Below are 25660 nucleotides of genomic sequence, written 5' to 3'. Positions count from 1 at the left end.
ATTATGAAAATGGAAATAGATACACATATGCACACGATTTCCAGCGGACATGCCTACAGCTCGCTGAGAGAAATGGCAAAGATGGCAGCGGAGAAGGGACTGAAGGCTATCGGGATCACAGATCATGCGCCGGATATGCCCGGGAGCTGTCATCTGTTTCATTTTCAGAATCTCCGTGTCGTTCCAAAGCAGATGTACGGCGTCCGTCTTTTGATGGGAAGCGAGGTGAATATCCGGAACGGCCTGGGAGAAGTGGATCTTCCTGTAGAGATCCTAAGAAAGCTGGATCTTGTGGTGGCAAGCATACATCCACCCTGTTACGAGGGAGACTGCACCCTGGAAGAGATCACCAGGTGCTATGAGCGAGTGATGGAAAGCGGGGTGGTGGATATCATCGGTCACCCGGATGACGGAAGATTTCCGGTGGATTATGAACGGCTGGCCAAGAAGGCGAAGGAAACAGGTACCCTTTTGGAGCTGAATAACAGCTCTTTAAAGCCGGGAGGGTTCCGGCTGAACACCAGAGAAAATGCCGGGAAGCTTCTGCGCGCTTGTATGAAGGAGCAAACAAAGATCGTATTAGGCTCGGATGCACATGTGGACTGCGATGTGGGAACCTTTGCATATGCGGAGGCCGTCCTGGAAGAAGCAGGGTTTCCGGAGGAACTGGTAGTCAATACATCGGCAGAGCAGGTGGAAGCCTTTCTGAAAGAAAAAAGGGAGATAAAATAGGATACAAGCCGGCAGCTGCGGAAAGGAAAAGGGAGACGAAAGCATATGACGATCAGAGATGCCAGATGGGAGGACGCCAGGGAACTTTGCGAAATCTATCGATACTATGTGGAAAAAACGGCGATCACGTTTGAATATGAGACTCCGGATCTTCAGGAATTTCAAAGGCGGATGACCGGGATCATGGAAAAATATCCCTATCTGGTACTGGAGGAGGACGGAGAAATAAAAGGGTATGCGTATGCAGGTCCTTTTGTAGGAAAAGCTGCGTATGACTGGTCCTGCGAGCTGACGATCTATCTTGCCCGGGGCGTGCAGGGACAGGGATACGGACGGAGGCTGTATGAGGCTTTGGAAGAGGCGCTGGGAAGCATGGGGATACAGAATCTGTACGCCTGCATCAGCTATCCGGAGACGGAAGACGACTATCTGAACAAGAACAGTGCGGATTTCCACGCCCATCTGGGATTTCGGCTGGCTGGAAAATTTTTACGGTGCGGGTATAAGTTTGAACGCTGGTATCATATGATCTGGATGGAAAAAGAGATAGGAGAGCATCGGAGGGATCAGCCTCCGGTCAGAAGCTATGGGGAGATTTCCGGGAGAGGATCATAGAGGGATCCTGGCGGAGCAGTTGTATCTCACAGGATGCAATTCCCTGATTTCCGGAGAAAAATAAAAAGACAAGAGGACGGCGCCGGTATCCGGGAAGCAGTCCTCTTGTTGCGTTTAACAGAATCATCATGATCTGACAGGAAGTTGGTGGGATTATTTGCAGATCCGCTCAAAGACCATGTCGTATCCGTCGTTGCCATAGTTGAGAGAGCGGTTGACCCTGCTGATGGTAGCGGTGGAGGCGCCGGTTTTTTCAGCGATCTCCAGGTAGGTTTTATTTTCCCGGAGCATCTTGGCTACTTCAAAACGCTGGGAAAGAGAAACCAGTTCGTTGATGGTACAGATGTCCTCAAAAAACTGATAGCATTCTTCTTTGTCTTTCAGGCTCAGGATGGCGGAAAAAAGAAAATCCACAGCCTCTGTTCTGATTTTTTTATTCATATTTTATCCCCTTTGATGTTATTGAATACAGTTTCTTAAATTTTAGCACAGTAAATTCATAAAGTCTATAGTTTTTTCGGAAGAAGCAATATTTTTCAGGTTTCAAGGGAGAAGGGTTTCACAGGGAGAACAGCATGCAGATTTGTGTGCAAAGACGCATTCTTATTTGTTTTTGCGCAGGGGTATGGTACTATAAAAACAGAATGTTCACAGCAGGAGGAAGAAGATCATGATCATAAAAAATATCCGAGTATATAAGGAAGACAGACAGTTTCACAAGGGAGAAATTGCTATCAGTAGCGGAGTGTTTACGGAACGGCTGGAGGAAGGAGGAGAGGAGATCCTGGACGGAGAAGGCTGCTATGCGATTCCGGGGTTGATCGACATCCATCTCCATGGCTGTATGGGCTATGATTTTTGTGACGGAACCTGTGAAGCGATCAGGAAGATCGCGGAATACGAGGCGGAGGTGGGCGTGACAGCCATAGCGCCGGCTACCATGACCCTTCCGGCAGAGGAGCTGGAACAGATCCTTTCCACGGCGGCGGCCTACAAGAAGACGCAGCAGGATGTCAGGGAGGCGGATCTGGTAGGGATCAACATGGAGGGACCCTTCATCAGCAGGGCAAAGAAGGGAGCCCAGGACGAAACGCATATCCTTCCCTGCAGTATCGAGCTGGGAAAGCGGTTTGTAAAAGCATCCGCAGGCCTGGTGAAGTATATGGGGATCGCTCCGGAAGAAAGTGAGGATGCGGCGGCGTTTATCCGGGAAATGAAAAAAGACGTCACGGTGGCGCTGGCACATACCAATGCAGATTACCAGAAAGCAATGGAGGCCATGGAGGCAGGCGCCAGCCATGCCGTCCATCTTTACAATGCCATGCCGCCCTATACGCACAGGGAGCCCGGTGTAATAGGAGCCGTATCTGATACGCCGGATGCATATGCCGAGCTGATCTGTGACGGGGTACATGTACACGGAGCGGCAGTTCGGGCTACTTTTAAGATGCTGGGAGCCGAAAGGATCATTCTGATCAGCGACAGCATGAGAGCTACAGGAATGGGAGACGGCACCTATACGCTGGGAGGACTGGAAGTGGAAGTGAAAGGGAACCAGGCGCGGCTGGCGGCAGATCAGGCGCTGGCAGGATCTGTGACCAACCTGATGGGATGTATGAGGAATGCGGTACAGAATATGGGAATCCCTCTGGAGGAAGCGGTGGGCTGTGTCACCTGCAACCCTGCCAAAAGTCTGGGAATATATGAAAACTACGGTTCGATCTCGCCGGGGAAAAAAGGAAATGTGGTTCTTCTGGATGAGCGGCTACAGGTCAGGGCGGTTATCAAGGACGGAGTGATCCGGGTCAATCGCCTCACGGGAGCCGGAACAGAGGAAGATCCGGGAAAGCGGGGAAGGAACGTATGAAATTTTTTCATTTGTCAGATCTGCACATAGGAAAGCAACTGCATGGATATAGTCTGAAGGAAGATCAGGAGCATATTTTAAAAGAAGTAGTGGCGTATGCAAAGGTATTAAAACCGGATGCAGTGATCATTGCCGGGGACATTTATGACAAGTCGGTGCCATCCGCAGAGGCGGTGCAGTTATTCAACCGGTTTTTGACGGAGATATTTGCGTTGCCGGATCCGATGGCTATCCTGGTGATCAGCGGCAATCATGATTCGGCAGAAAGACTCCGGTATGCGGAAGAGATCCTGGAAACCCAGCAGATCTATCTGGCGGGCAAACTTCCGGAAACGCCGCAAGAAAGAATCAAGAAGGTAACCTTGAAGGATACATACGGAGAGGTGGATTTTTATCTGCTTCCGTTTTTAAAGCCGTCTCATTTGAAAACCGGCAAAGAAGAGGGGCAGCCCTCCTCTTATACACAGGCAGTGGAACAGCTTCTGCTGCGGGAGAAAATAGATTTCCAGAGGAGAAATGTAATTGTTTCTCATCAGTTTTATATGGGAAGCAGTGCGCCCAAAACCTGCGATTCAGAGATCCTTTCCATCGGAGGTCTGGACAGCGTGGAGGCTTCTCTTCTTCTCCCCTTTGACTATGCGGCGCTGGGACATCTTCACAAGGGGCAGAAAATAAAGGCGGAGCACATCAGGTACTGCGGAACTCTTTTGAAATATTCGGTCAGTGAAAGCGGAGACGAAAAAACTCTGAAGGTGGTTACGTTGGAAGAAAAAGGAAAGGCGGCGTCGGTGGAAGAATTTCCCCTGCACCCCAGGCGGGACGTAAAAACAAAAAGGGGAACGCTGGAGGAGATACTGGCAGGGGCAAAGGAAGAAGAGCGGGAGGATTATGTCAGCATCACTCTGACGGATGAAGTGCAGCCTTTCAAACCAAGAGAACAGCTGGAGAGAAAGTTTTCACATATTCTGGAGATCAAAGCGGATAACAGCAGGACCAGGAGCAGGGTATTGATGGAAGCGGAGCCGGTGCTCCTTAGAAGTCCCCTGGAAAATTTCCGGCTGTTTTACCGGGAAATACAAGGAAGAGAACTGACGGGAAGCGAGGAGGAGATCCTTCAGGAAATATGTAGGGAGATGGAAGAATGAAACCAAAAACACTAAGGATGTCGGCGTTCGGCTCCTATGCCTCGGAAACAGTCGTGGATTTTCAGGGGATCTCAAACGGACTGTTTCTCATAACAGGCGACACCGGTTCGGGGAAAACCACCCTGTTTGATGCGATGGTGTATGCCTTATATGACGGAAGCAGCGGAGGCAAGCGGGACGGAAGTATGATGCGGAGCAAATATGCGGAAGAAGACAGCCCCACTTTTGTGGAATATCGATTTGAATGCGGCGGGAAGACCTATTGCATTAAAAGAAGTCCGGAATACCTGCGCCGGGGAAAGAAAAAGCGTTCGGACGGCAAGATCCCTCTCGTAAAGGAAGCCTCCTCGGTAGAGCTGACTCTTTCAGATGGCAAATTGTTCCGGGGCAGTAAGAAAGAAACAAATCAGAAGATCGTGGAGATCGTGGGACTGGACAGGGAGCAGTTTCTCCAGGTAGCGATGATCGCACAGGGAGAATTTGTCAGGCTTCTCCATGCAGACTCCAGAGAGAGAAAAAAGATTTTTTCAAAGCTGTTTCGCACGGGGATTTATGGAAGAATACAGGAAGACCTGAAACAAAGAGCGTCCTTGCTGAAGGGAGAGCTGGAAGAGGGATTAAGAGAGGTGTGCAGAGAACTGGATAAACTGGAGACAGATCCTTCCTGGGGACTGCAGCTAAAGGAAACAGACAGAGAAGTTATAGCGATCGAAGAGATAAAGGAGCAGCTGAAACGGGTAGAGGAGGAGTCCATCCGGGAAGAGAAGGCTCACCGGCGGAGTTATGAAGAAAAGAAAGACGCTTACGAAAGCACGGAAAGAGAAAGAAAGGAGCAGGAGCATCTTTTCCAGATAGGCAGAAGCTGGGAGAAAGAATGTGTTCTGGAGCAGGAGTTTTTGAAGCAGGAAGAAGAGATCCTTCTTTTGCAGAGAAAAATAGAACTGGCGGAAAAGGCGGAGCCGATCACAGAGATCCTCCTGGAAAAAAAGAAGCAGGAAGCGGAAAGGGAATTGCTGAAAGAAGCAAGGAAGGAAACCCTGTCTGCCAAAACAGAACTGGAGGAGAAAAAGAAAGATCTGGAGAAAGAGGGACAGGATGCGAAGCTGCGATTCCAGGCGCTTCGGGAGGCTTATGCAGACCGGGTGGTCACTCTCAGAAATGTGCTGCCATCTTATAGGAAGCTGGAAAGCATCCGACAGGAGCGGGAGAAAAACAAACGGCAGGAAGAAGATGTGGGAAGACAGACGGAAGAGCTGCAGCGGAAGCTGAAATCCTGGGAAAAGAGAAGGGAAGAACTGGATAAGCGGCCGGGGGCCAGGGAGGAACTGCTTCTTTGGGAAGAACAGATAAAAAGGAGCCTGAAAGAAGAAAGAGAACAGAAAGACCTTTTGAAACGCTGCGAAGCACAGGAACGGGAGCTGGAAAAGACTGAAAAAGAGGTGGAGAAAAAGAGAAGAGAATTTTCTTTGCTGCAAGAGGAATACAGAGCAAAAAGCCAGAGCTATGAGGAGGAATATACACGCTACCTGGAAGTGCAGGCGGGAATCCTGGCGCAGCGGCTGGAAGAGGGGAAGCCCTGCCCGGTATGCGGCGGGATCCATCATCCGGCGCCCTGTGTCCTGCCGGAGACGGCGCCTACAAAAGACCAGGTCCGGCAGCAAAAAGAGGCGCTGACCAGGTGTATGCAGGAAAGAGAAGCCTGCAGAGACGAACTGCAAAAGATTTCCGAGTGCTGCGGGGGCGAAAGAGGAAAACTGGAGAGCAGCCTCAAAGAATGGTTTGCAAAGGAGAGGCAGTGGGAGAAAGAAAGACCACAGGAAGAAAAGGGAAGAAGGAAGGAGGTGTCTGACTGGCAAGATTCGGAACAGTACCGGTTCTTTACAGAAAACCGGGAGGGATTTTTTGTGGAAAAACAGGAAGAATATCAGCGCAGAATTGTTCGGTTGGAGCAGTCGGCAGAAGACCTTCAAAAACAAAAAGAGAAAAAACTGAGAGAAGAACAGGAAAAGCAGGTGCTGCAAAAGCAGATAGAAGAGGGGCAGGCAGCCCTTTCCCGGAAAAAAGAAGAAAGAGCGGGAATCCTGGCAGAGCTTGGGCAGTGGAAAGAAAGAGAAAAAGAAATGGAAAAGACTCTTCCGTTTGAGACAGAAGCAAAAGCCAGGGAAAAAATCGACGAGTGGGAAAAGCTGCTGGAGCAGGGCAGGCAGGAAGCGGAAAAAACCTTGCAGATGCTTCAGGCAGTCAAGGAGGAGATCAGTCGAAAGGAAGGAGAACTCTTAAGACAAGAAGAAGAGGCTTCCCGTAAAGAAAAAGAAGTTCTGACCATCCGGGTCGCCCTGGAAGACAGGATGAAGCGCCAGGGATTTTTGCGCAGGGAAGATTACGAGGCCGGAAGACTTCCCAAAGAGGAAAAGGAAGCCCTCCGGCGGCGCTGTGAAGAATATTTCCAGAGCCGTAGAGCGGCGGAGGAAAGAAAGGCCCTTTTGGAACAGCAGCTACAGGGAAAAGAAAGAAAAGATCCGGCAAAACTGGAACGGCAGGCAGAGGAGAAAAAGGCGGAGATGGAAGCGGCCATGAAAGGGTATATGGAATGGTTTAGTAAAAGAGAGAGCAATCAGAAGGCCATCCGAACGCTGGAAGAGCTGTTTGTCTCCCACAGAGAAAAGATCATGGAATATGAAGTCTTAGAGCAGCTGAGCCGGACAGCAAACGGAACGCTGGGAGGAAGTGCGAAAATAGATCTGGAGACTTTCGTCCAACGGCAATATTTCCGCAAGATCTTGGAATCGGCCAACAGAAGATTATATCTGATGACAGGCGGGGAGTTTATCCTTCAATGCCGCAGCCTGGAGCAACTGAGCAACCAGGGGCAGTCCGGACTGGATCTGGATGTTTACGAGATGGTCAGCGGGACCATCAGAGACGTGAAGACCCTGTCGGGGGGAGAGGCATTTCTGGCAGCGCTTTCCATGGCTTTGGGATTCGCTGACGAAATCGAAAAGGAAACGGGCGGGATCCGCCTGGAAACCATGTTTATTGACGAAGGATTCGGGTCTTTGGATGATGAATCCAGAAGGCAGGCGATCCGTGTCCTGGATCAGCTGGCAGGCGAAGCGTATCTGATCGGGATCATCTCACACGTCAATGAATTGAAGGAGCAGATAGACTGTCAGCTACAGGTCAGAAAAACTGCGAAAGGAAGTCGGATCTCCTGGAGCCGTTAGGTACGAAATGTAGAAAACAGCAGACAGACCAAATAAAAATACGGAAGGAACTTCGGAAAATAGAAGATTCCTTCCGTATTTTTGTAAATATAGGAACAAACCAGGCGGCTGTCAGGCGTCGGGGAAGATTCCCGGATGGAAACAGTCAGGATCAGGGGCTTGCCGGATCCTCCCGGTCAATTACCAGGTGCAGCATAGCAAGCATACTGTTTTGCAGGGGACGAGAATCCAGCGAAGGAGTTTCGCATTTCTGACTCAAAAGGCTTTTGGTAAAACAGACGGTGATGTCTGTGACGGTATCTATGTTGTGTTGGGTGACGCGGGTCCGGGCGTCGCCAATCAGCGGAAGAAGGATCTTCCGGCATCGTTCTCTATAATTTTTTCCATAGAACATGGATTCAATATCTGCACTATAGTGTCTTCGCTTGTCCGGAAACAGGTCGTAGTAGACATTTAGGAACAAGGGAAGATCGTCGCCATATTTTCCAAAGAAAAAATTGTAAAAAATACAGGGATACTGAAAAGCAGATTCTGCAAAACAGGTCCAGATAGCGTAAAAGTTTTCGTAGGAATCGGTGTTACGACTCAGAGATTCCAGTGTATCGGTATATTTTTGAAACCGTTTAATAGAAGCCAGCATGATCAGTTCATGCAGATCCTTGAAATAAAAATAGATGGTAGAATTGTGGAAGCCGGAAATCGCTGCGATCTTTCGGGTAGATACGCCCTGGATCCCGTCGGTTTCGATCAACTGCTGGGTTACTTTTATGAAATGGATCAGATTTTCTCTTTTGGAAAGGTCAGTACGATAGTCTATCATGGAAATCCCCCTGTTTGTTTTATCCTTAGGTAGTATACAGGAATAGAAACCAATGTTCAAGAAAAAACGGCTCTGGCCGGTGCCGGAGGCAGGCAGGAAGAAACCGGACAGTATCCAAGGCAGAGCCGGACGGCACAGATATCGAAAAGATCAATAAAGGATATTTGAAATATCTATTGACGATAATCGCGATTGATGGTAGTATGGCTGTATAAATTTATGATTAATCGCGATTAATAAAGGGAAACATTGTAGTAATTGCACAAAGAGAAGGAGGAATAAACATGAGATTGGAGATAGGAAACTTCTATGTGAAGGATATCCGGTTTGGCAAGGAACTGTCTTATCAGGCAGGGATCCTTACGATCCAGAAGGAAGAAGCCCTGAAATTTGTAAGGGAAGACGAGAGGATCACAGAAGCGGAGCTGTATATTGCAAAGCCGGGCGACAAGATCCGTATGTGTCCGGTAAAGGAAGCTATTGAACCACGGGTTCGTCCCGACGGCAGAAGCGTGTTTCCCGGCTACACAGGAGATCTGACCCGTGCGGGAGAGGGTGTGACTCATGCGCTGAAAAACTGCAGCGTGCTGGTGGTAGGAAGACATTGGGGCGGATTTCAGGACGGATTGATCGACATGAGCGGAGAAGGACAGAAGTACACACACTTCGGAGAACTCCAAAATCTTGTGCTGGTTGCCGATACCAACGAAGTGTTTGAGCAGAGAGAGCAGCAAAAGAAGAACGATGCATTAAGAAGAGCCGGCCACAGACTGGCGGAGTATGTGGCACAGTGCATCAAAGAGCTGCAGCCGGAAGAAACAGAAGTGTTTGAGCTGGAGCCCATGATCCGAAGAGCGAACGAGACAGAGAAGCTGCCTTCCGTTGTCTATGTTATGCAGCCGCAGTCCCAGATGGAAGAGCTGGGATACAACGACCTGGCATACGGTTGGGACATGAACCGGATGCTTCCCACCGTCATGCATCCAAACGAAGTGCTGGACGGAGCCATGGTTTCAGGAAGCTTCATGCCGGTTTCCTCCAAATGGTCTACCTATGATTTTCAGAATTGTCCAAACATCAAAGCATTGTACCGGGAACATGGAAAAACGATCAATTTTCTGGGAGTGATCATGTCCAATCTCAATGTGGCCCTGGAACAGAAGGAAAGGGCGGCGCTTTATGTGGCTCAGATCGCCAATACCCTGGGAGCCGATGCGGCAGTGGTAGCAGAAGAAGGCTATGGAAACCCGGATGCGGATTTTGTGGGCTGCATCGTGGCGCTGGAAGATGCGGGCGTGAAGACGGTAGGGATCTCCAATGAGTGTACAGGACGGGACGGGCAGTCACAGCCCCTGGTAACTCTGGACGAGAAGTGTGATGCTATCGTATCCTGCGGAAATGTATCGGAACTGATAGAGCTTCCGCCGATGGAAACGGTGTTGGGAGAACTGGAAGCTTTGGCAAGAGACGGACTGTCGGGAGGCTGGGCAGCGGATGAAAAGCTGGGACCCTCCGTGCGAGAAGATGGTTCCATTATCATGGAGAACAACGCGATGTTCTGCGGCGATCAGGTTTGCGGATGGTCACCGAAGACAATGAAAGAATTTTAAGGAGGAAATTTGCGATGAAAAAGGCGATTTTGTATGTAAATCAGTTTTTTGGCCAGGTCGGAGGAGAGGACAAAGCAGATTTTGCACCGGAGATTCGAGAAGGAAAAGTAGGACCGGCTTTGGAATTTTCAAAAACATTGGAAGCGGAGATCACCCATACCATCATTTGCGGAGACAATTATATGGGATCGCACACAGAGGAAGCGGTAGATCAGATCCTGGATATGCTGGCAGACAAGTCTTTCGATCTGTTTCTTGCAGGACCGGCATTTCAGGCGGGAAGATATGGAGTTGCCTGCGGAACCATATGCAAGGCAGTGAAAGGAAGATATCAGGTACCTGTCATAACCTCCATCAATGAGGAGAATCCCGGCGCAGAGATGTTTAAAAAGGACATGTATGTGCTGCGGGGAGGCAATATTGCATCCAGGATGCGGGCAGATGTCAAGGCAATGGTGAATCTGGCAAATAAAATACTCAGAGGAGAGGAAGTCGGCAGCGCAGAGGAAGAAGGATATTTTGCCAGAGGAATACGCCGTCAGGTTTGGCGGGCGGACCAAAAACCGGCATCAGAAAGAATGATCGATATGCTGCTGAAAAAATTAAACGGAGAGCCCTTTGAAACGGAGCTTCCCATGCCGAAGCTGGACAGAGTGCCCATTGCGCCGGCAGTCAAAGATCTGAAACAAGCGAGAATCGCGCTGGTTACCACGGGAGGAATCGTTCCGGTGGACAATCCCGACCGTATTCAGTCCGCTTCCGCAACCCGCTGGGGACGGTACGATATCTCCGGAGACGTGGTGCTGAAAGGGGGAGAATATAAGACGATCCACGCAGGGTTCGATCCGGCAGCGGCAGACGCCCAGCCCAACGTGATCACGCCGGTGGACGCATTAAAGACGCTGGAAAAGGAAGGCGTATTTGGCAGCCTTCATCCTTATTTCTACTCTACCGTAGGAACGGGGACCACGCAGGCGGAGGCAGAGAGGATGGCAGCGGAAATGATCCCTTATTTCCAGGAAGATCATGTAGATGCCGTTATTATGGTCTCCACATGAGGAACCTGTACGCGTTGCGGTGCAACGATGGTAAAAGTAATCGAAAAAGCAGGATTCCCTATTGTGCAGATGTGTAATCTGATTCCGGTGGCAAAAACGGTAGGTGCCAACAGGATTGTTCCTACGATCTCTATTCCGTATCCACTGGGAGATCCGGCGACGACCCAGGAGGATCAGTGGAAACTGAGGTATCACAGAACAAAGGTGGCGCTGGAAGCTCTTGCTACAGACATTGAGGAGCAGACGGTATTTAAGGTATAGAGGGGGATTGGCATGAGAGATAAAAAGACAGGGAATGTTGTGTTTTATGTATCACTGGTGCTGATCGCGGTGATCGCCGTCTGGTCTGTGGCATTTAACAAAAGCTTTACCGTAGTATCCAATGCCGTTTTCACCTTTCTTACAACAAAATTTGGCTGGCTGTATCTTCTGGCGATGGCGGTGTTTTTCCTGTTTGTCCTGTATGTTGCTTTTGGGAAGTATGGAAAGATCCGTCTGGGCGGAGACGATTCCAGGCCGGAATACAGCAATCTGACATGGTTTGGTCTTTTGTTTGGATGCGGAATGGGCGTGGGACTGGTGTTCTGGGGAGTGGCAGAGCCGCTTACCCACTACCTGAATCCGGCAGGAGGAAAGGGCGCCACTCCGGAAGCTGCGGACTTTGCCATGAAATCCTTCTTTATGCACTGGGGGATCCTTCCCTGGGCAAACTATGCGGTGATCGGACTGGCTTTGGCCTATTTTATGTTCCGTAAAAACAAAAAAGGACTGGTAAGTGGGATCCTGGAGCCGCTCATCGGAGAAAAGAGAGCGGAAGGATGGCTGGGAAAGACGGTAGACATCCTTGCGGTATTCGCAACGGTAGCAGGTGTGGTAACTTCCCTGGGGCTTGGAACCCTGCAGATCAATGCAGGATTTCAGCACCTGTTTGGAATCCCGTCCACCTTGGCTGTGCAGATCATCATCATTGTGGTGGTATCGGTGCTCTACATCGGGTCGGCGGTTTCCGGGATCGAAAAAGGGATCAAAGTGATTTCCGATACCAATCTTTATGTGGCGATCGGACTGATGGCAGTGTGCTTTATCGTAGGCCCCAAAATAGAGACCCTGAACAGCTTTGTAAACGGGCTGGGACAGTATGTGGGGAATTTCATTCCGGATGCCCTTCGGATCGACGCCTATGGAGACAATGGCTGGATCGGAAGCTGGCGGGTGTTTTACTGGGCATGGTTTATTGCATGGGCGCCTTTTGTAGGGGTATTTATTGCCAGAATCTCCAAAGGAAGGACCATCAGAGAATTTGTGATGGGCGTCGTACTGGTGCCGGCGCTGGCCTCCTGTATCTGGGGAGCCGTGTTTGGAAGTCTGGGGATCAATCTGGGAGAAAAAGGGATCCTGGCTGTAGAGCAGCTGAAAAAGATCGCGGCAGCACCGGAGGTGGGACTCTTTGTAGTCCTGAAGGAATATCCGCTGGGATTTCTGCTGTCCATTGTAGCGATCATATCCCTTTGCGCGTTTTTTGTCACCTCAGCCAATTCAGGAGTCTATGTGCTGTCTATGCTGACGACGGAGGGCGATATCAACCCGCCCAACAATAAGAAGATCCTGTGGGGGATCATCCAGTCTGTTATGGCGGTAGGACTTTTGATGGCAGGCGGCTTAAAGCCTTTGCAGACCATCTCCCTGGCGGCGGCATTTCCTTTTATATTTATTATGTTTGCCGCATGTGCATCTTTTATCAAGGCGATTGGAAAAGAGAAGCTATAATGCGAAAGAAAAAAATCAAACAGTGAGAAAAATAACGAAACGGTTCGGCGCCAGGACAGCGCCGGACCGGAAGAGATCGATTCTATGAAATGTGTAGACAGAGCCTCCAAAAGGAAAGGGATGTTCCCGCCTTTTGGAGGCTCTGTCGTGTGAGGTCCTGTCACCCGGACTGTTCTGTTGGTTTTAGTTTTTTGCAGGATACAGGGATTTTCTTTCCTGAACCGCTTCAAAGGTTGCCTGGATCCCCAGTTTCCTAAACTGCTTCATGTCCACAGATCCCACCATCACAGATGTGTGTGCCTGGCAGCCTTTCAGCTTAGGCAGCTGCTGCAGGGCAAGGCTGGCGTTGGGATCGGTAGCGGCGCTGACAGAAAGTGCGATCAGCACTTCGTCTGTGTGAAGCCGGGGATTTTTACTGCCCAGGTACTGGGTTTTCAGAGCCTGGATGGGTTCGATGGCGGAAGGGGAGATCACGTGTACCTCGTGATCGATCCCGGCAAGTTCTTTCAGGGCATTGAGCAGAAGAGAAGCACATGCGCCAAGGAGCTTGCTGGTCTTTCCTGTGACCATCCGTCCGTCGTCCAGAAGCAGGGCGGCGGCGGGCGCGTTCGTTTCAGCCTCCCGGGAAAGAGCAGCGTCCACCACACTACGGTTGTGGATGGTGATACCGGCCTGATTCATCAGCATTTCTACTTTGAAAACCTCTGAATCCGGGCATTCCCCAAACAGCTGTCGGCGGAGAGAATCGTAGTAACGGCGAATGATCTCCTGGCAGGAAGCTTCCTTGCAGGCCTCGTCGTCACAGATACAGTTCCCGGCCATGTTGACGCCCATATCCGTGGGAGACTTGTAAGGACTTTCTCCGTAAATACGCTGGAACATGGCGTTGAGTACCGGAAAGATCTCCACATCCCTGTTGTAGTTGACCGTGGTTTTTCCGTAAGCCTCCAGGTGGAAGGGGTCTATCATATTAATGTCGTTTAAGTCTGCCGTAGCGGCCTCGTAGGCCAGGTTGACCGGATGCTTCAGCGGAATGTTCCAGATCGGGAAGGTTTCAAATTTGGCATAGCCTGCGCAGACGCCTCTCTGGTGCTCGTGATACAGCTGAGACAGGCAGACTGCCATTTTTCCGCTGCCGGGACCGGGAGCGGTTACCACCACCAAAGGCTTTGAGGTACGGATGTAATCGTTTTTTCCATAGCCGTCTTCACTTACAATGGAAGGAACGTTGGTGGGATAGCCGGGGATCAGATAGTGGCGGTAGACAGGGATACCAAGCTTCTCCAGACGGATCTGGAACAGACGGGCGCTCTCCTGGCCGCTGTATTTGGTGATGACCACGCTGCTGGTAAACAGCCCCTGCTCCTGAAAGGCAGAGCGGAGCCGCAGCACATCCATATCATAAGTAATGCCAAGATCTCCCCGCATTTTATTTTTGTCAATATCCTCCGCACTGATCACAATGATGATCTCAGCCTGCTCGGACAGTTGTTTCAGCATACGGAGCTTGCTGTCCGGCTGAAAGCCGGGAAGGACACGGGAGGCGTGAAAGTCATCAAACAGTTTCCCGCCGAATTCCAGATACAGCTTGTTGTCAAACTGGTCGATCCTCTCCCGAATGTGCTGGGACTGCATCTGCAGATATTTGTCATTATCAAAACCGATTTTCATAGTAGAGCCTTCTTTCTCAAAAATTTCATATCGTCTCCCCAAGGAAGACATATGCCTTTGCCATTATACTATACGGGCGGGAGAGTTTACAATTCTTTTATAATGTTTTTATTGATTTCCCCAGATGTCGTTCGTATAATGAGTTTTGTATAGGAGGATAGGCATGGAAAACAACGGAAGCAATAAAAACGGAAGTAATCGCAACAAAATGGGGATACCCTTTATCATATTTGTGACGCTGATCACGGCGCTTCTGGTGATGGCTCTGAGTAAGCTGCAGAACCAGGGAGGACAGAAGGAGATTTCTTACAATCAGTTCCTGGATATGGTGGAAGAAAAGCAGGTGGAAAAGGTTCAGATCCAGGCGGACAAGATCGTGATCACAGCCAAAAAGCAGGCGGGAGATCCGGAGGCAAAAAAATATTATACGGGAGTGGTGAAAGATGATACCCTTTCAGAACGCCTGTATAAGGCCGGGATCAAGTATGAACAGAAGATACCGGATACCACATCCAGTGTGATCATACAGACACTATTTTCTTTCGTTCCGCTTTTGCTGCTGCTTCTTATGCTGGGCTGGATGACCAGAAAGCTGGCAAAGGGCGGAGGCATGATGGGAATTGGAAAGAGCAATGCCAAGATGTATGTGGAGAAACAGACGGGAGTGTCCTTTAAAGATGTAGCGGGACAGGATGAGGCCAAGGAGTCTCTTCAGGAAGTGGTGGATTTTCTGCACAACCCAAGCAAATATACCAGCGTAGGAGCCAAGCTGCCGAAAGGGGCGCTGCTGGTAGGCCCTCCGGGAACCGGAAAGACGCTTTTGGCAAAGGCTGTGGCGGGAGAGGCCAATGTTCCCTTCTTTTCTTTGAGCGGTTCGGCCTTTGTGGAAATGTATGTAGGCGTGGGCGCTTCCAGGGTAAGGGATCTGTTTAAAGAAGCACAGCAGACGGCGCCCTGTATCATCTTTATCGACGAGATAGATGCGGTAGGAAAAAGCAGGGACAACCAGTTTGGAAGCAACGATGAAAGAGAACAGACACTGAATCAGCTTCTGGCGGAGATGGACGGCTTTGAGAGCAATAAAGGACTGGTGCTTCTGGCGGCCACCAACCGTCCGGAGATCCTGGATCCGGCGCTTTTGCGTCCGGGAAGATTTGACCGCAGGATCATTGTGGAAAAGCCGGACCTGAAGGGGCGTGTGGAAGTTCTGAAGGTACACGCCACCGATGTGAGGATGGACGAAACGGTAGATTTGGAGGCGATTGCGCTGGCAACTTCGGGGGCGGTGGGATCTGACCTTGCCAATATGATCAACGAAGCGGCCATCAATGCAGTGAAAAACGGAAGGAACGCCGTTTCACAAAAAGATCTGTTTGAAGCGGTGGAAGTCGTTCTGGTGGGAAAAGAAAAGAAAGACCGTATCATGAGCCAGGAAGAACGGCGGATCGTATCCTATCATGAGGTAGGGCATGCACTGGTAAGCGCTCTCCAGAAGGATGCAGAACCGGTGCAGAAGATCACCATCGTTCCAAGAACCATGGGAGCGCTGGGGTATGTAATGCAGACGCCGGAGGAAGAGAAGTTCCTGAATACGAAAAAAGAGCTGCAGGCAATGCTGGTGGGAGCTCTGGCAGGACGTGCGGCGGAAGAACTGATCTTTGATACGGTTACGACGGGAGCGTCCAACGACATTGAAAGAGCTACGGCGATTGCAAGAGCCATGATCACGCAGTATGGCATGAGTGAAAAATTTGGACTGATCGGTCTGGAATCCATCCAGAGCCGCTATCTGGACGGAAGGGCGGTACGTAACTGCGCGGAAGCCACGGCGGCAGAGATCGACAAGGAGATCATGGAGACGTTGCGTCAGGCCTATGAGGAGGCAAAGGCACTCCTTGCAGAACACAGAGAAACGCTGGACCGGATCGCAGCCTTTTTGATCGAGAAGGAAACCATCACAGGAAAAGAGTTTATGGAGATTTTTCACCAGATCGAAGGAGACAAAGCAGAAGGAGAACCGGGAGAAAAGGAAGCAGGCGGCGATGCCCGCATCGTGATCAATCCGGTGTCGGAAGCTATCTTAAAGGAAGCTGCCGCCTCCCAGGAAACCGTCACCTCTCAGGAAGACGCCGTTTCTCAGGAAGCTGCTGCCTCTCAGGAAGACACCGTTTCTCAGGAAGCTGCTGCCTCACAAGAACCCGTCATCTCCCAGGAAACTGTCGCTTCTCAGGAAGCTATCGTCTCCCGGGAAGCGGAAGGAACCACAGAAGAACAGACAGGAAAATAGTATGTTTGATATACAGGAAGAATTAAAAAAACTGCCCGGGAAACCGGGCGTTTACCTTATGCACGATTCTCAGGACCACATCATCTATGTGGGGAAGGCCGTCAGCCTGAAAAACCGTGTTCGTCAGTACTTTCAGACCAGTCGGAATAAGGGCGCCAAGATAGAGCAGATGGTTTCCAGGATCGCACGTTTTGAATACATCGTAACGGATTCGGAGATGGAAGCCCTGGTGCTGGAATGCAACCTGATCAAGGAACATCACCCCCGGTATAACACCATGCTGATGGACGATAAGACATATCCTTTTATTAAGGTGACGGTGGATGAAGCCTATCCCAGGGTGTTTCTGGCAAGAAAGATAGAAAAGGACAAGGCAAAGTATTTTGGTCCCTATCCCAGTGCGGGAGCAGTGAAAGATACCATAGAGCTGATCTGGAAGCTTTACCACATTCGCAGCTGCAACAGGAGATTGCCGAGGGATATGGGGAAAGAAAGACCCTGCCTGAATTACCATATCCATCAGTGCGAGGCTCCCTGTCAGGGATATGTTTCGCCGGAAACCTACAGGAAGTCGGTAGATCAGGTGATCCGTTTTCTGGGGGGCGAGTATGAGACAGTCAGCAAAGAGCTGAGAGCTTCCATGGAGGAAGCGGCAGAGCGGCTGGAATTTGAAAAGGCGTTGGAGTACCGGGAACTTCTGGCCAGTGTGGAGCAGATTTCCCAGAAACAGAAAATGGCCTATACGGCAGGAGAAGACAGGGATCTTCTTGCCATAGCAGAGGAAGGGCAGGAGGCGGTGGTCCAGGTGTTTTTTATCCGCGGCGGCCGTCTGATCGGACGGGATCATTTCTATATGCGGACGCAGGGAGAAAAAAGAGAGGAGATCCTGGCCAGCTTTTTGAAACAGTTCTATGGCGGAACTCCCTATGTGCCTTCCGAGATCATGCTTCCTGCAGCGCTTCCTGAGGAAGAACTGTTGGAACAGTGGCTGTCCCGGATCAAAGGCCAGAGGGTACATCTGAAGGTTCCGCAGAAAGGCAGCAAGGAGAGACTGATGGAGCTGGCAGCCCAAAATGCACAGATGGTCCTTCGTACCGACAAAGACCGGTTAAAGCGGGAAGAAGAAAAAACAACAGGAGCCGTCCGGGAACTGGAGGGGCTTCTGGGACTGTCGGGGATCGTAAGGATGGAGGCTTTCGACATCTCCAATATCAGCGGGTTTTCTTCGGTAGGCTCTATGGTGGTCTATGAACAGGGCAAGCCGAAGAAGAACGATTACAGAAAATTCAAGATCAAAAGTGTACAGGGACCGGATGACTATGCAAGTATGGAAGAAGTTCTTACCAGAAGGTTTTCAAGAGGACTGCAGGAGAAAGAAAACGCTTCGGAAAAAGGGGGCTTTGTCCGTTTTCCGGATCTGATCCTGATGGACGGAGGAAAGGGACAGGTGCATGTGGCAGAGCAGGTACTGGAAAAACTGAAGCTTACCATTCCGGTCTGCGGGATGGTGAAGGATGACCGGCACAGAACCAGAGGGCTGTACTATCGGGAGGAAGAAATTCCCATCGCGGGAAACTCCCAGGCCTTCCATCTTATTACAAGGATCCAGGATGAAGCACATCGTTTCGCCATTACTTTCCATAGAAGCCTCAGAGGAAAAGAGCAGATCCATTCCGTGCTGGATGATATTCCGGGAATCGGGCCTGCCAGAAGGAAGGCGTTGATGAGACATTTTTCCAGCCTGGAGGAGATCCGGCAGGCAGACATCCGGGAACTGAGTCAGCCGGCTGCCATGAATGAGGCGGCGGCCGTCAGCGTTTATGAATTTTTCCATCCGAGGGCCAGATAGATCGCACATTCAGTTTTGACGGCCCATTTGCCGGCAACGATCTGAGCATGGAAGCATCGTAAGGTGTGAGAGGCAGCGAAAGTTGCTTTTTTACACATCGGCTATTTGCATGTTGAATAGTTTTACGAAACCGTCCAAAATATTCCGGCATAAAAAATATTACTATTCGATATTGATATTTCCAAAATATTCATAGATTACAAGATTACAAATTGTAAAGGAAAGGATTGCGTAAGCGACTGTGAAATGCTATAATAACCGGAGTTGAAGAGGTAAGGAGGAGAGATGGTCATGAAACATATCAAGACATTGAATACGCAGACCCTGAACCAGACGGTGAAAAAAGGCGGATGCGGAGAATGCCAGACATCTTGCCAGTCAGCGTGCAAGACGTCCTGTACGGTAGGAAACCAAGTGTGCGAGCAAAAAAAATAGTCGCTGCTTGTAAGAAAGTAGTTTGAAACGGCGATCCGAGGGTCGCTGTTTTTGCGTCGCTTTCCAAAAGTCTCCCGTCGGCGGCAGAGGAAGGCAGAACATTTATGTATGGCAGTAGAAAGGGGTATCAGACCTTGATTCATCAATATAAAAATAACGGATACAATATTGTGCTGGACGTGTACAGCGGAGCTGTCCATGTGGTAGACGAGGCATGTTATGATGTGATCGCCTACCTGGACAGAAACAGACTGACCACCGGCGAGGCGATTCGGGCCTGCGACAGAGAGGATCTGAGAAAGCAGGTCAGCCGGACGGTTTCGGCAGAAGAACTGGAAGAAATACTGAAAGATATCAGTGGCCTGGCGGAGGCGGGACAGCTGTTTACGGAAGACATCTATGAAGGGATGATCGATGCGGTAAAACAGAGAAAGACGGTTGTCAAGGCTCTTTGCCTTCATGTAGCCCATGACTGCAACCTGGCGTGCAGATATTGCTTTGCCGAAGAGGGGGAATATCACGGAAGAAGAGCCCTGATGGATCTGGAGACCGGGAAAAAGGCTCTGGATTTCCTCATTGCCCATTCGGGAAACCGAAGAAACCTGGAGGTGGATTTCTTCGGCGGAGAACCTCTGATGAACTGGCAGGTGGTAAAGGATCTAGTAGCCTATGGAAGAGAGCGGGAGAAGGAAGCCGGAAAAAGGTTCCGGTTTACCCTGACCACCAACGGGGTCCTACTAAATGATGAGGTACAGGAGTTTGTCAACCGGGAGATGGACAATGTGGTCCTTAGCCTGGACGGAAGAAAAGAAGTGAACGACAGGATGCGCCCTTTCCGCGGAGGGCAGGGAAGCTATGACCGGATCGTCCCCAAATTTCAGAGACTGGCAGACAGCAGAGGACAGGAAAAATACTACATCCGGGGAACCTTTACCCGCAACAATTTGGATTTTTCCAAAGATGTGCTCCACTTTGCAGACCTGGGATTTCAGCAGGTATCCGTGGAACCGGTGGTAGGAGAAGAAACGGATGACTACGCGATTCGAGCGGAGGATCTGGAACAGATCATGGAGGAATACGACCGGTTGGCAAAGGAAATGATCCGAAGGGAAAAGGAAGGAAATGGTTTTAATTTCTTTCATTTTATGATAGACTTAGACGGTGGGCCGTGTGTGTCAAAACGACTTTCAGGATGCGGCTCAGGGACGGAATATCTTGCAGTGACCCCGTGGGGCGACCTCTATCCCTGCCATCAGTTTGTGGGGCAGGATGCGTTTCGGATGGGAAATGTCAACGATGGGATCAAACGGCCGGAGATTGCCGATGAATTCCGGGGATGCAGCGTCTATTCCAAGGAGAAATGCAGGAGCTGTTTTGCGAAGTTTTACTGCAGCGGCGGCTGTATGGCCAATTCGGAGCATTTTCACGGGACGATCCATGATACCTACGATATCGGCTGTGAGATGCAGAGAAAACGTGTGGAGTGTGCCATCATGATAAAGGCGGCACTTGCAGAAGAATAAAGGGGAAGAGAGGAAGGAAAGATGAGTAAACAAAAAGGCATCATCAGTCTTATTCTTACGGTAGTAATCATAGGACTTCTGGGATTTGCTTCTCTGGTGGGGATCGGAAAAGACCGGACCGGAGCAATGAAAAATATCAAGCTTGGACTGGATCTGGCAGGAGGCGTCAGCATCACGTATCAGGTGAAGGATAAAAACCCAAGCAGTGAAGAGATGAGTGATACCATCTACAAGCTTCAGAAGAGGGTAGAGCAGTATAGTACGGAGGCCAGTGTATACCAGGAGGGAGACGACAGGATCAACATTGAGATCCCGGGCGTGTCCGACGCCAACAAGATCCTGGAAGAACTGGGACAGCCGGGAGCTTTGTATTTTATTTCCCAGACAGGTGCAGACGGCAAGGAGAATTATACCTATGACCAGAGCAAGGGAGAGTATGTGCTGACCAGAACCATTGAGGAGCTGAAGGCGGACGGCAGCATCGTACTGGGAGGAAGCGATGTGAAAAGCGCCTCTCCCAACACGAGAGAGGACGAGACGACCAAGCAGAAGAAGCATGTGGTGTCGCTGGTATTCACAAAAGAAGGAACGGAGAAATTTGCCCAGGCGACCAAGAAGGCATACGAAGCCGGCCAGAGCATTGGGATCTATTATGACGGGAAATTTGTCAGCGTGCCGAGAGTGCAGCAGGAGATCACAGCAGGAGAGGCGGAGATCTCCGGTATGAAAGATTACGAAGAGGCGTCTGCCCTTGCTTCCACCATCCGTATCGGAGGACTGAAGCTGGAACTGAAGGAGCTGCGTTCTAACGTGGTAGGGGCTCAGCTGGGAGAAAAGGCTATCAGCACCAGTCTGACGGCGGGAGCCATCGGTCTTGCCATCGTCTTCATTTTTATGATCGTAGTTTACTATCTGCCCGGGCTTGCATCCAGTCTGGCGCTTCTGATCTATACGGAACTGGTGCTTCTGGCGCTGAATGCTTTTGACGTGACCCTGACCCTTCCGGGTATCGCAGGTATCATCCTGAGCATCGGTATGGCAGTGGATGCCAACGTCATCATCTTTGCCAGAGTCAGAGAAGAGCTGAACCGGGGAAAAAGTGTGAGAAACGCACTGAAGACCGGATTCCAGAAGGCAATGTCCGCCATTGTGGATGGAAATGTTACCACGCTGGTAGCCGCTGCGGTTCTCTGGTTTAAGGGATCCGGTACAGTGAAAGGCTTTGCCCAGACGCTGGCTATCGGTATCGTCGTATCCATGTTTACAGCCCTTGTGATCACAAGGATCATCATCTTCGCCTTTTATGCAGTGGGCTGTGGCAAGACTTCCCTGTATTACAAGGAAAGAAAAGAGAGAGGAACCATCGATTTCCTTTCCAGAAGAAAGGTGTTTTTCGGAATTTCCGTAGCGATGATCCTGGCGGGATTTGTATTCATGGGAATCAACGGCACCGGCGGAAAGGGCGCTTTTGCATACAGTCTGGAATTTGAAGGCGGAACCTCCACCAATGTAACCTTTGATAAGGACTACTCAATCGAGGAGATCGACAGCAAGATCGTTCCTGTCGTAGAAAAAGTCACAGGAGACGCCAACGTCCAGACACAGAAAGTAGCCGGGACCAATCAGGTGATCATTAAGACAGTTACTCTGAACCTGGAGAAGAGAGAAGCACTGAACCAGGCGCTGGCAGAGAATTTTAAAGTAGATGCCGAGAAGATCACGGCAGAAAATATCAGCTCGACGGTGAGTAAGGAGATGCGTCAGGACGCAGTGGTGGCAGTTGTGATCGCCACGATCTTTATGCTGATCTATATCTGGTTCCGGTTTAAGGATATCCGGTTTGCGACCAGTGCCGTTGCCGCCCTGGTGCATGACGTGCTGGTGGTGCTGGCCTTTTACGCAATTGCGCGGGTATCGGTGGGAAATACGTTTATTGCGTGTATCCTGACGATCGTGGGATACTCCATCAATGCCACCATCGTTATCTTTGACCGTATCCGTGAGGAACTGCGGTACCGTACCCGGTCTACCGACCTGAAAGAACTGGTAAACAAGAGCATTACCCAGACACTGACCAGAAGTATCTACACTTCTCTTACCACCTTTGTGATGGTGGCAGTCCTTTATGTTATGGGCGTAAGCTCTATCCGGGAATTTGCACTGCCTCTCATGGTAGGAATCATCTGCGGAGCATACTCTTCCGTATGCATTACCGGAGCGCTGTGGTATGTGATGAAGGAAAAGAAAGCCAAAAATAAATAGAACAGAAAAAGAAGAAGGAAAAGGGCGCCTCTATGTCGTAACAGGACAAGGAGCGCCCTTTTTGAAAGAGTAGGCAGATATTGCAATAAAGAAGGCTATACGTTACCCTTTATCAAGTCCTCATTTATCTGCATAATCTTATCAGATAGGATTCTTTTGATGGGGGTTTGTTGTGGTGACTTCATTGCTTATTAGAGCATTATATGCTACAATCTCATTAATATTTAGTTGATTTGGTTTCGTGTCAAGACCTGTATTTATTCTAAGACTGTTGAATCTAGTTGTTGGTATTATTGGCATTAAATAATACACTTATAAAGGTTAGGAGGTTACATTATGAAAAAAGTTGTTAAATGGGTTGTGTGTGCTATGTTGGTTTTGTTATTGTGTTTTTCTTTTGTTGGTTTATTTGGTTTTATAAAAGGCTGTATAAGCAAAAATTTAGTTCAAGCGTTTTGTTCCGCATATAATTCAATATTTTGTGTTTTGCTGTTTTTTATAGCGTATAATATGGTGAAGATTAATGATGTTTTTAAAAATATGAATATTCAAGCATTAACTAAAAAGGTTAGAGTTACTGGGCGATTATTAATAGTTATGTCAGTGGTCGAGTTTATTTTCTATAATGTTAAGATAGAAAACGGTATTGGATTATCAAGTTTTCATATAAATTATATTATTGTTATATGTGTTATAATGTATGTTTTTCTGCAATCAATGTTAGAATATATATCTAAAAAAGAATCATAAAATATTTTGAATATCGTAGTTAGAATTGATGAAATAGTAAATCAATGAAGCGTGTATGTTTTTAGTATGACTTAGAAATGAGCTAGAATCATAAAGGCCAGTGACTGCACCGACCCTCAGAAGTTAGAACCCAAATTTAACGATTGAAGGTCGGTATTTTAATGGAAAAATAGAATGATAGAACAAAATCGGTGGTGGATACTTTTGTCACCAGTGGTGCCACCAACGAGAGGATGGAGGGGAAATAAGATGGAAAACTGGGTGTTGGTAAGAAAAGGAGGGGATTTCCAGAAGCTGGGAGAAAAGTTTGGCATCAGTCCCAGGCTGGCAGCCCTGATCCGCAACAGAGATGTTACGGAAGAAGAGATGGAGGCGTATCTGTTTCCGGATAAAAAGTATCTGCATGACGGAGCGCAGATGAAGGGAATGAAAGAAGCGGTGTCGCTCCTGCAGGAAAAGATAGAGCAGGGAGCCAGGATACGGATCATTGGGGATTATGACATAGATGGAGTCAATGCCACCTATATCCTACTAAAAGGCTGCTCCTTCCTGGGAGCAAAGGTGGATAGTGATATTCCGGACAGAATGACAGACGGCTACGGCATCAGCAGGGATCTCATTGACAGGGCTCTGAAGGATGGGATAGATACCATTATTACCTGCGACAATGGAATCGCGGCAGAAAAAGAGATCCGGTATGCGAAGGAACAGGGGATGACCGTGATCGTAACGGATCACCATGAAATCCCTTATGAGGAACAGGCAGGAGAAAAACAGTACCGCCTGCCTCCGGCAGACGTTGTAGTGGATCCCAAAAGAGAAGACGAAACGTATCCGTTTTCCGGGCTCTGCGGGGCAGGGGTGGCGTACAAGCTGCTGGAAGTCCTGTATAAAGCGACAGGGGCAGACAGGAGGGTACTGGAGGATCTGCTGGAAAATGTGGCCATTGCGACAGTGGGAGATGTGATGGAGCTGCAAGGAGAGAACCGGATCCTGACAAAAGAGGGGCTGAGCAGGCTGAAACATACGAAGAATCCGGGACTTCAGGCGCTGTTTCGGAAAAAAGAGATAGAGCAGGATAGAATCAGCAGCTACACCATCGGGTATGTGATCGGCCCCTGCCTGAATGCAGGAGGAAGGCTTCGCACGGCCAAAAAGACGCTGGAACTGCTTCTGGCAGAGGAGGAAGAAAGAGCCGGAGAGTTGGCGGAAGAACTGGCAGAGTTAAATGAAGAGCGAAAAGCCATGACGGAGGCGGCTGTCAGAGAGGCAACCGAGAGGATAGAGGCCAAAAAGGAGAGGCAGGAGAAGGTGCTGGTATCGTATCTGCCGGATTGTCACGAGAGTCTGGCAGGCATTGTAGCAGGCAGGATCCGGGAGAGATACCACCGTCCGGCCTACGTGGTGACCAAGGGAAAAGAAGGGCTAAAGGGTTCGGGTCGATCCATTCCCGCTTATCCCATGTACGAAAGGCTGTCTCTTTGCAAGGATCTTCTGATCCGTTTCGGAGGACACAAAGGAGCCGCCGGGTTCTCTCTGGAGGAAGACAAGCTGAAGGCGTTTGAAAACAGACTGGAGAACACCAGCGGGCTGACACAGGAAGATCTGGCAGAAAAAGTATGCATCGACATGGAACTTCCCTTTTCAGAAGTGACAGAGACGTTTGTCAGGGAGCTGTCCCTGCTGGAGCCCTTTGGACAGGGGAACCAAAAACCGGTATTCGGAGTGCGGAATGTGCGGGTCATGGGGGCAAGGCTTCTTGGAAAGCAGAAAAATGTTCTGAAGCTGATGCTGGCGGATCAGAGGAATACCTGGATAGATGGACTCTGCTTTTCCAGGACGGAAGTATTTTTGAAGGAAGCAGAAGAAAAATACGGGGAGCAGGCAGAAGAAGTACTGTTTGCCGGCCAGGGAACCATGAAGGTAGATCTGACTTTCTATCCCCAGATCAATGCCTACGGAGGCAGGATGCAGCCCCAGATCGTAATCACGCATTTCAGGATCAGAGATCCGGAATAAGAAACGCTACCGCAAGGAGAGAGAAA

The 25660-nt window shown here is 49.6% G+C and carries 18 protein-coding genes; 15 read left to right on the top strand and 3 right to left on the bottom strand.

The features are described 5' to 3' along the window. Positions 1 to 3: 3 nt before the first annotated feature. Complete coding sequence (locus SOW26_RS04925) at positions 4 to 732, top strand: phosphatase (RefSeq protein ID WP_276958814.1); 729 nt, start codon at positions 4 to 6, stop codon at positions 730 to 732. Positions 733 to 777: 45 nt separating this feature from the next. After that, complete coding sequence (locus tag SOW26_RS04920; protein ID WP_320651995.1) at positions 778 to 1347, top strand: GNAT family N-acetyltransferase; 570 nt, start codon at positions 778 to 780, stop codon at positions 1345 to 1347. 153 nt (positions 1348 to 1500) lie between these two features. Here the strand turns inward: SOW26_RS04920 and SOW26_RS04915 are convergent, their stop codons facing one another. Continuing rightward, entirely contained in the window at positions 1501 to 1788 is a 288-nt protein-coding gene (locus SOW26_RS04915) for a YerC/YecD family TrpR-related protein (protein WP_154478384.1), read from the bottom strand. A gap of 229 nt (positions 1789 to 2017) precedes the next feature. On the opposite strand from SOW26_RS04915, the gene nagA reads away from it, so the two are divergent. From nagA to SOW26_RS04900, 3 genes are read left to right on the top strand one after another with little or no spacing between them, the layout of a single operon-like run. After that, entirely contained in the window at positions 2018 to 3214 is a 1197-nt protein-coding gene (nagA, locus tag SOW26_RS04910) for an N-acetylglucosamine-6-phosphate deacetylase (RefSeq protein WP_276958819.1), read from the top strand. Then, positions 3211 to 4359 carry an exonuclease SbcCD subunit D gene (locus tag SOW26_RS04905; RefSeq protein ID WP_320651994.1) on the top strand — a complete coding sequence of 383 codons (1149 nt, stop codon included), beginning with the start codon at positions 3211 to 3213 and terminating at the stop codon, positions 4357 to 4359. The genes nagA and SOW26_RS04905 overlap by 4 nt, the downstream gene beginning before the upstream one ends. Next, complete coding sequence (locus tag SOW26_RS04900; RefSeq protein ID WP_320651993.1) at positions 4356 to 7583, top strand: AAA family ATPase; 3228 nt, start codon at positions 4356 to 4358, stop codon at positions 7581 to 7583. The genes SOW26_RS04905 and SOW26_RS04900 overlap by 4 nt, the downstream gene beginning before the upstream one ends. A gap of 151 nt (positions 7584 to 7734) precedes the next feature. Here the strand turns inward: SOW26_RS04900 and SOW26_RS04895 are convergent, their stop codons facing one another. Next, positions 7735 to 8403 carry a TetR/AcrR family transcriptional regulator gene (locus SOW26_RS04895; RefSeq protein ID WP_154478392.1) on the bottom strand — a complete coding sequence of 223 codons (669 nt, stop codon included), beginning with the start codon at positions 8401 to 8403 and terminating at the stop codon, positions 7735 to 7737. A gap of 284 nt (positions 8404 to 8687) precedes the next feature. Between SOW26_RS04895 and SOW26_RS04890 the strand changes: the two genes are divergently transcribed. From SOW26_RS04890 to SOW26_RS04880, 3 genes are read left to right on the top strand one after another with little or no spacing between them, the layout of a single operon-like run. Beyond that, positions 8688 to 10013 carry a glycine/sarcosine/betaine reductase component B subunit gene (locus SOW26_RS04890; protein ID WP_154478394.1) on the top strand — a complete coding sequence of 442 codons (1326 nt, stop codon included), beginning with the start codon at positions 8688 to 8690 and terminating at the stop codon, positions 10011 to 10013. Next, positions 9983 to 11332 carry a betaine reductase selenoprotein B gene (gene grdH / locus SOW26_RS04885; RefSeq protein ID WP_472911601.1) on the top strand — a complete coding sequence of 450 codons (1350 nt, stop codon included), beginning with the start codon at positions 9983 to 9985 and terminating at the stop codon, positions 11330 to 11332. Before SOW26_RS04890 ends, grdH begins: the two co-directional genes overlap by 31 nt. 12 nt (positions 11333 to 11344) lie before the next feature. Continuing rightward, complete coding sequence (locus SOW26_RS04880; protein ID WP_320651992.1) at positions 11345 to 12838, top strand: BCCT family transporter; 1494 nt, start codon at positions 11345 to 11347, stop codon at positions 12836 to 12838. 183 nt (positions 12839 to 13021) lie between these two features. Here SOW26_RS04880 and SOW26_RS04875 read toward each other — a convergent pair whose 3' ends face one another. Beyond that, complete coding sequence (locus tag SOW26_RS04875) at positions 13022 to 14509, bottom strand: DUF1846 domain-containing protein (protein WP_320651991.1); 1488 nt, start codon at positions 14507 to 14509, stop codon at positions 13022 to 13024. A gap of 163 nt (positions 14510 to 14672) precedes the next feature. On the opposite strand from SOW26_RS04875, the gene ftsH reads away from it, so the two are divergent. From ftsH to recJ, 7 genes are all read left to right on the top strand, one after another. Next, on the top strand, positions 14673 to 16796 hold the full coding sequence (gene ftsH / locus SOW26_RS04870; RefSeq protein ID WP_320651990.1) for an ATP-dependent zinc metalloprotease FtsH: 2124 nt from the start codon (positions 14673 to 14675) through the stop codon (positions 16794 to 16796). A gap of 1 nt (position 16797) precedes the next feature. After that, on the top strand, positions 16798 to 18645 hold the full coding sequence (gene uvrC / locus SOW26_RS04865; protein ID WP_276958585.1) for an excinuclease ABC subunit UvrC: 1848 nt from the start codon (positions 16798 to 16800) through the stop codon (positions 18643 to 18645). 291 nt (positions 18646 to 18936) lie between these two features. Then, positions 18937 to 19080: a six-cysteine ranthipeptide SCIFF gene (scfA, locus tag SOW26_RS04860; protein WP_154478406.1), complete on the top strand. Its 144-nt coding sequence runs from the start codon at positions 18937 to 18939 to the stop codon at positions 19078 to 19080. A gap of 134 nt (positions 19081 to 19214) precedes the next feature. Then, positions 19215 to 20603: a thioether cross-link-forming SCIFF peptide maturase gene (gene scfB, locus SOW26_RS04855; protein WP_320652009.1), complete on the top strand. Its 1389-nt coding sequence runs from the start codon at positions 19215 to 19217 to the stop codon at positions 20601 to 20603. A gap of 21 nt (positions 20604 to 20624) precedes the next feature. Beyond that, complete coding sequence (secD, locus tag SOW26_RS04850; protein WP_320651989.1) at positions 20625 to 22865, top strand: protein translocase subunit SecD; 2241 nt, start codon at positions 20625 to 20627, stop codon at positions 22863 to 22865. Positions 22866 to 23201: 336 nt separating this feature from the next. Continuing rightward, the gene (locus SOW26_RS04845) at positions 23202 to 23615 is read left to right on the top strand and encodes a hypothetical protein (protein WP_154478410.1); all 414 of its coding nucleotides are present in this window, start codon (positions 23202 to 23204) and stop codon (positions 23613 to 23615) included. 249 nt (positions 23616 to 23864) lie between these two features. Then, the gene (recJ, locus tag SOW26_RS04840; RefSeq protein ID WP_320651988.1) at positions 23865 to 25634 is read left to right on the top strand and encodes a single-stranded-DNA-specific exonuclease RecJ; all 1770 of its coding nucleotides are present in this window, start codon (positions 23865 to 23867) and stop codon (positions 25632 to 25634) included. Positions 25635 to 25660 lie beyond the last annotated feature (26 nt).

It is taken from the genome of Suipraeoptans intestinalis (assembly GCF_034091795.1).
GTDB classification, from domain to species: domain Bacteria; phylum Bacillota; class Clostridia; order Lachnospirales; family Lachnospiraceae; genus Suipraeoptans; species Suipraeoptans intestinalis.
Note: the sequence above shows the minus strand (reverse complement) of the source record. Positions and strands in the feature narration are given on the sequence as shown.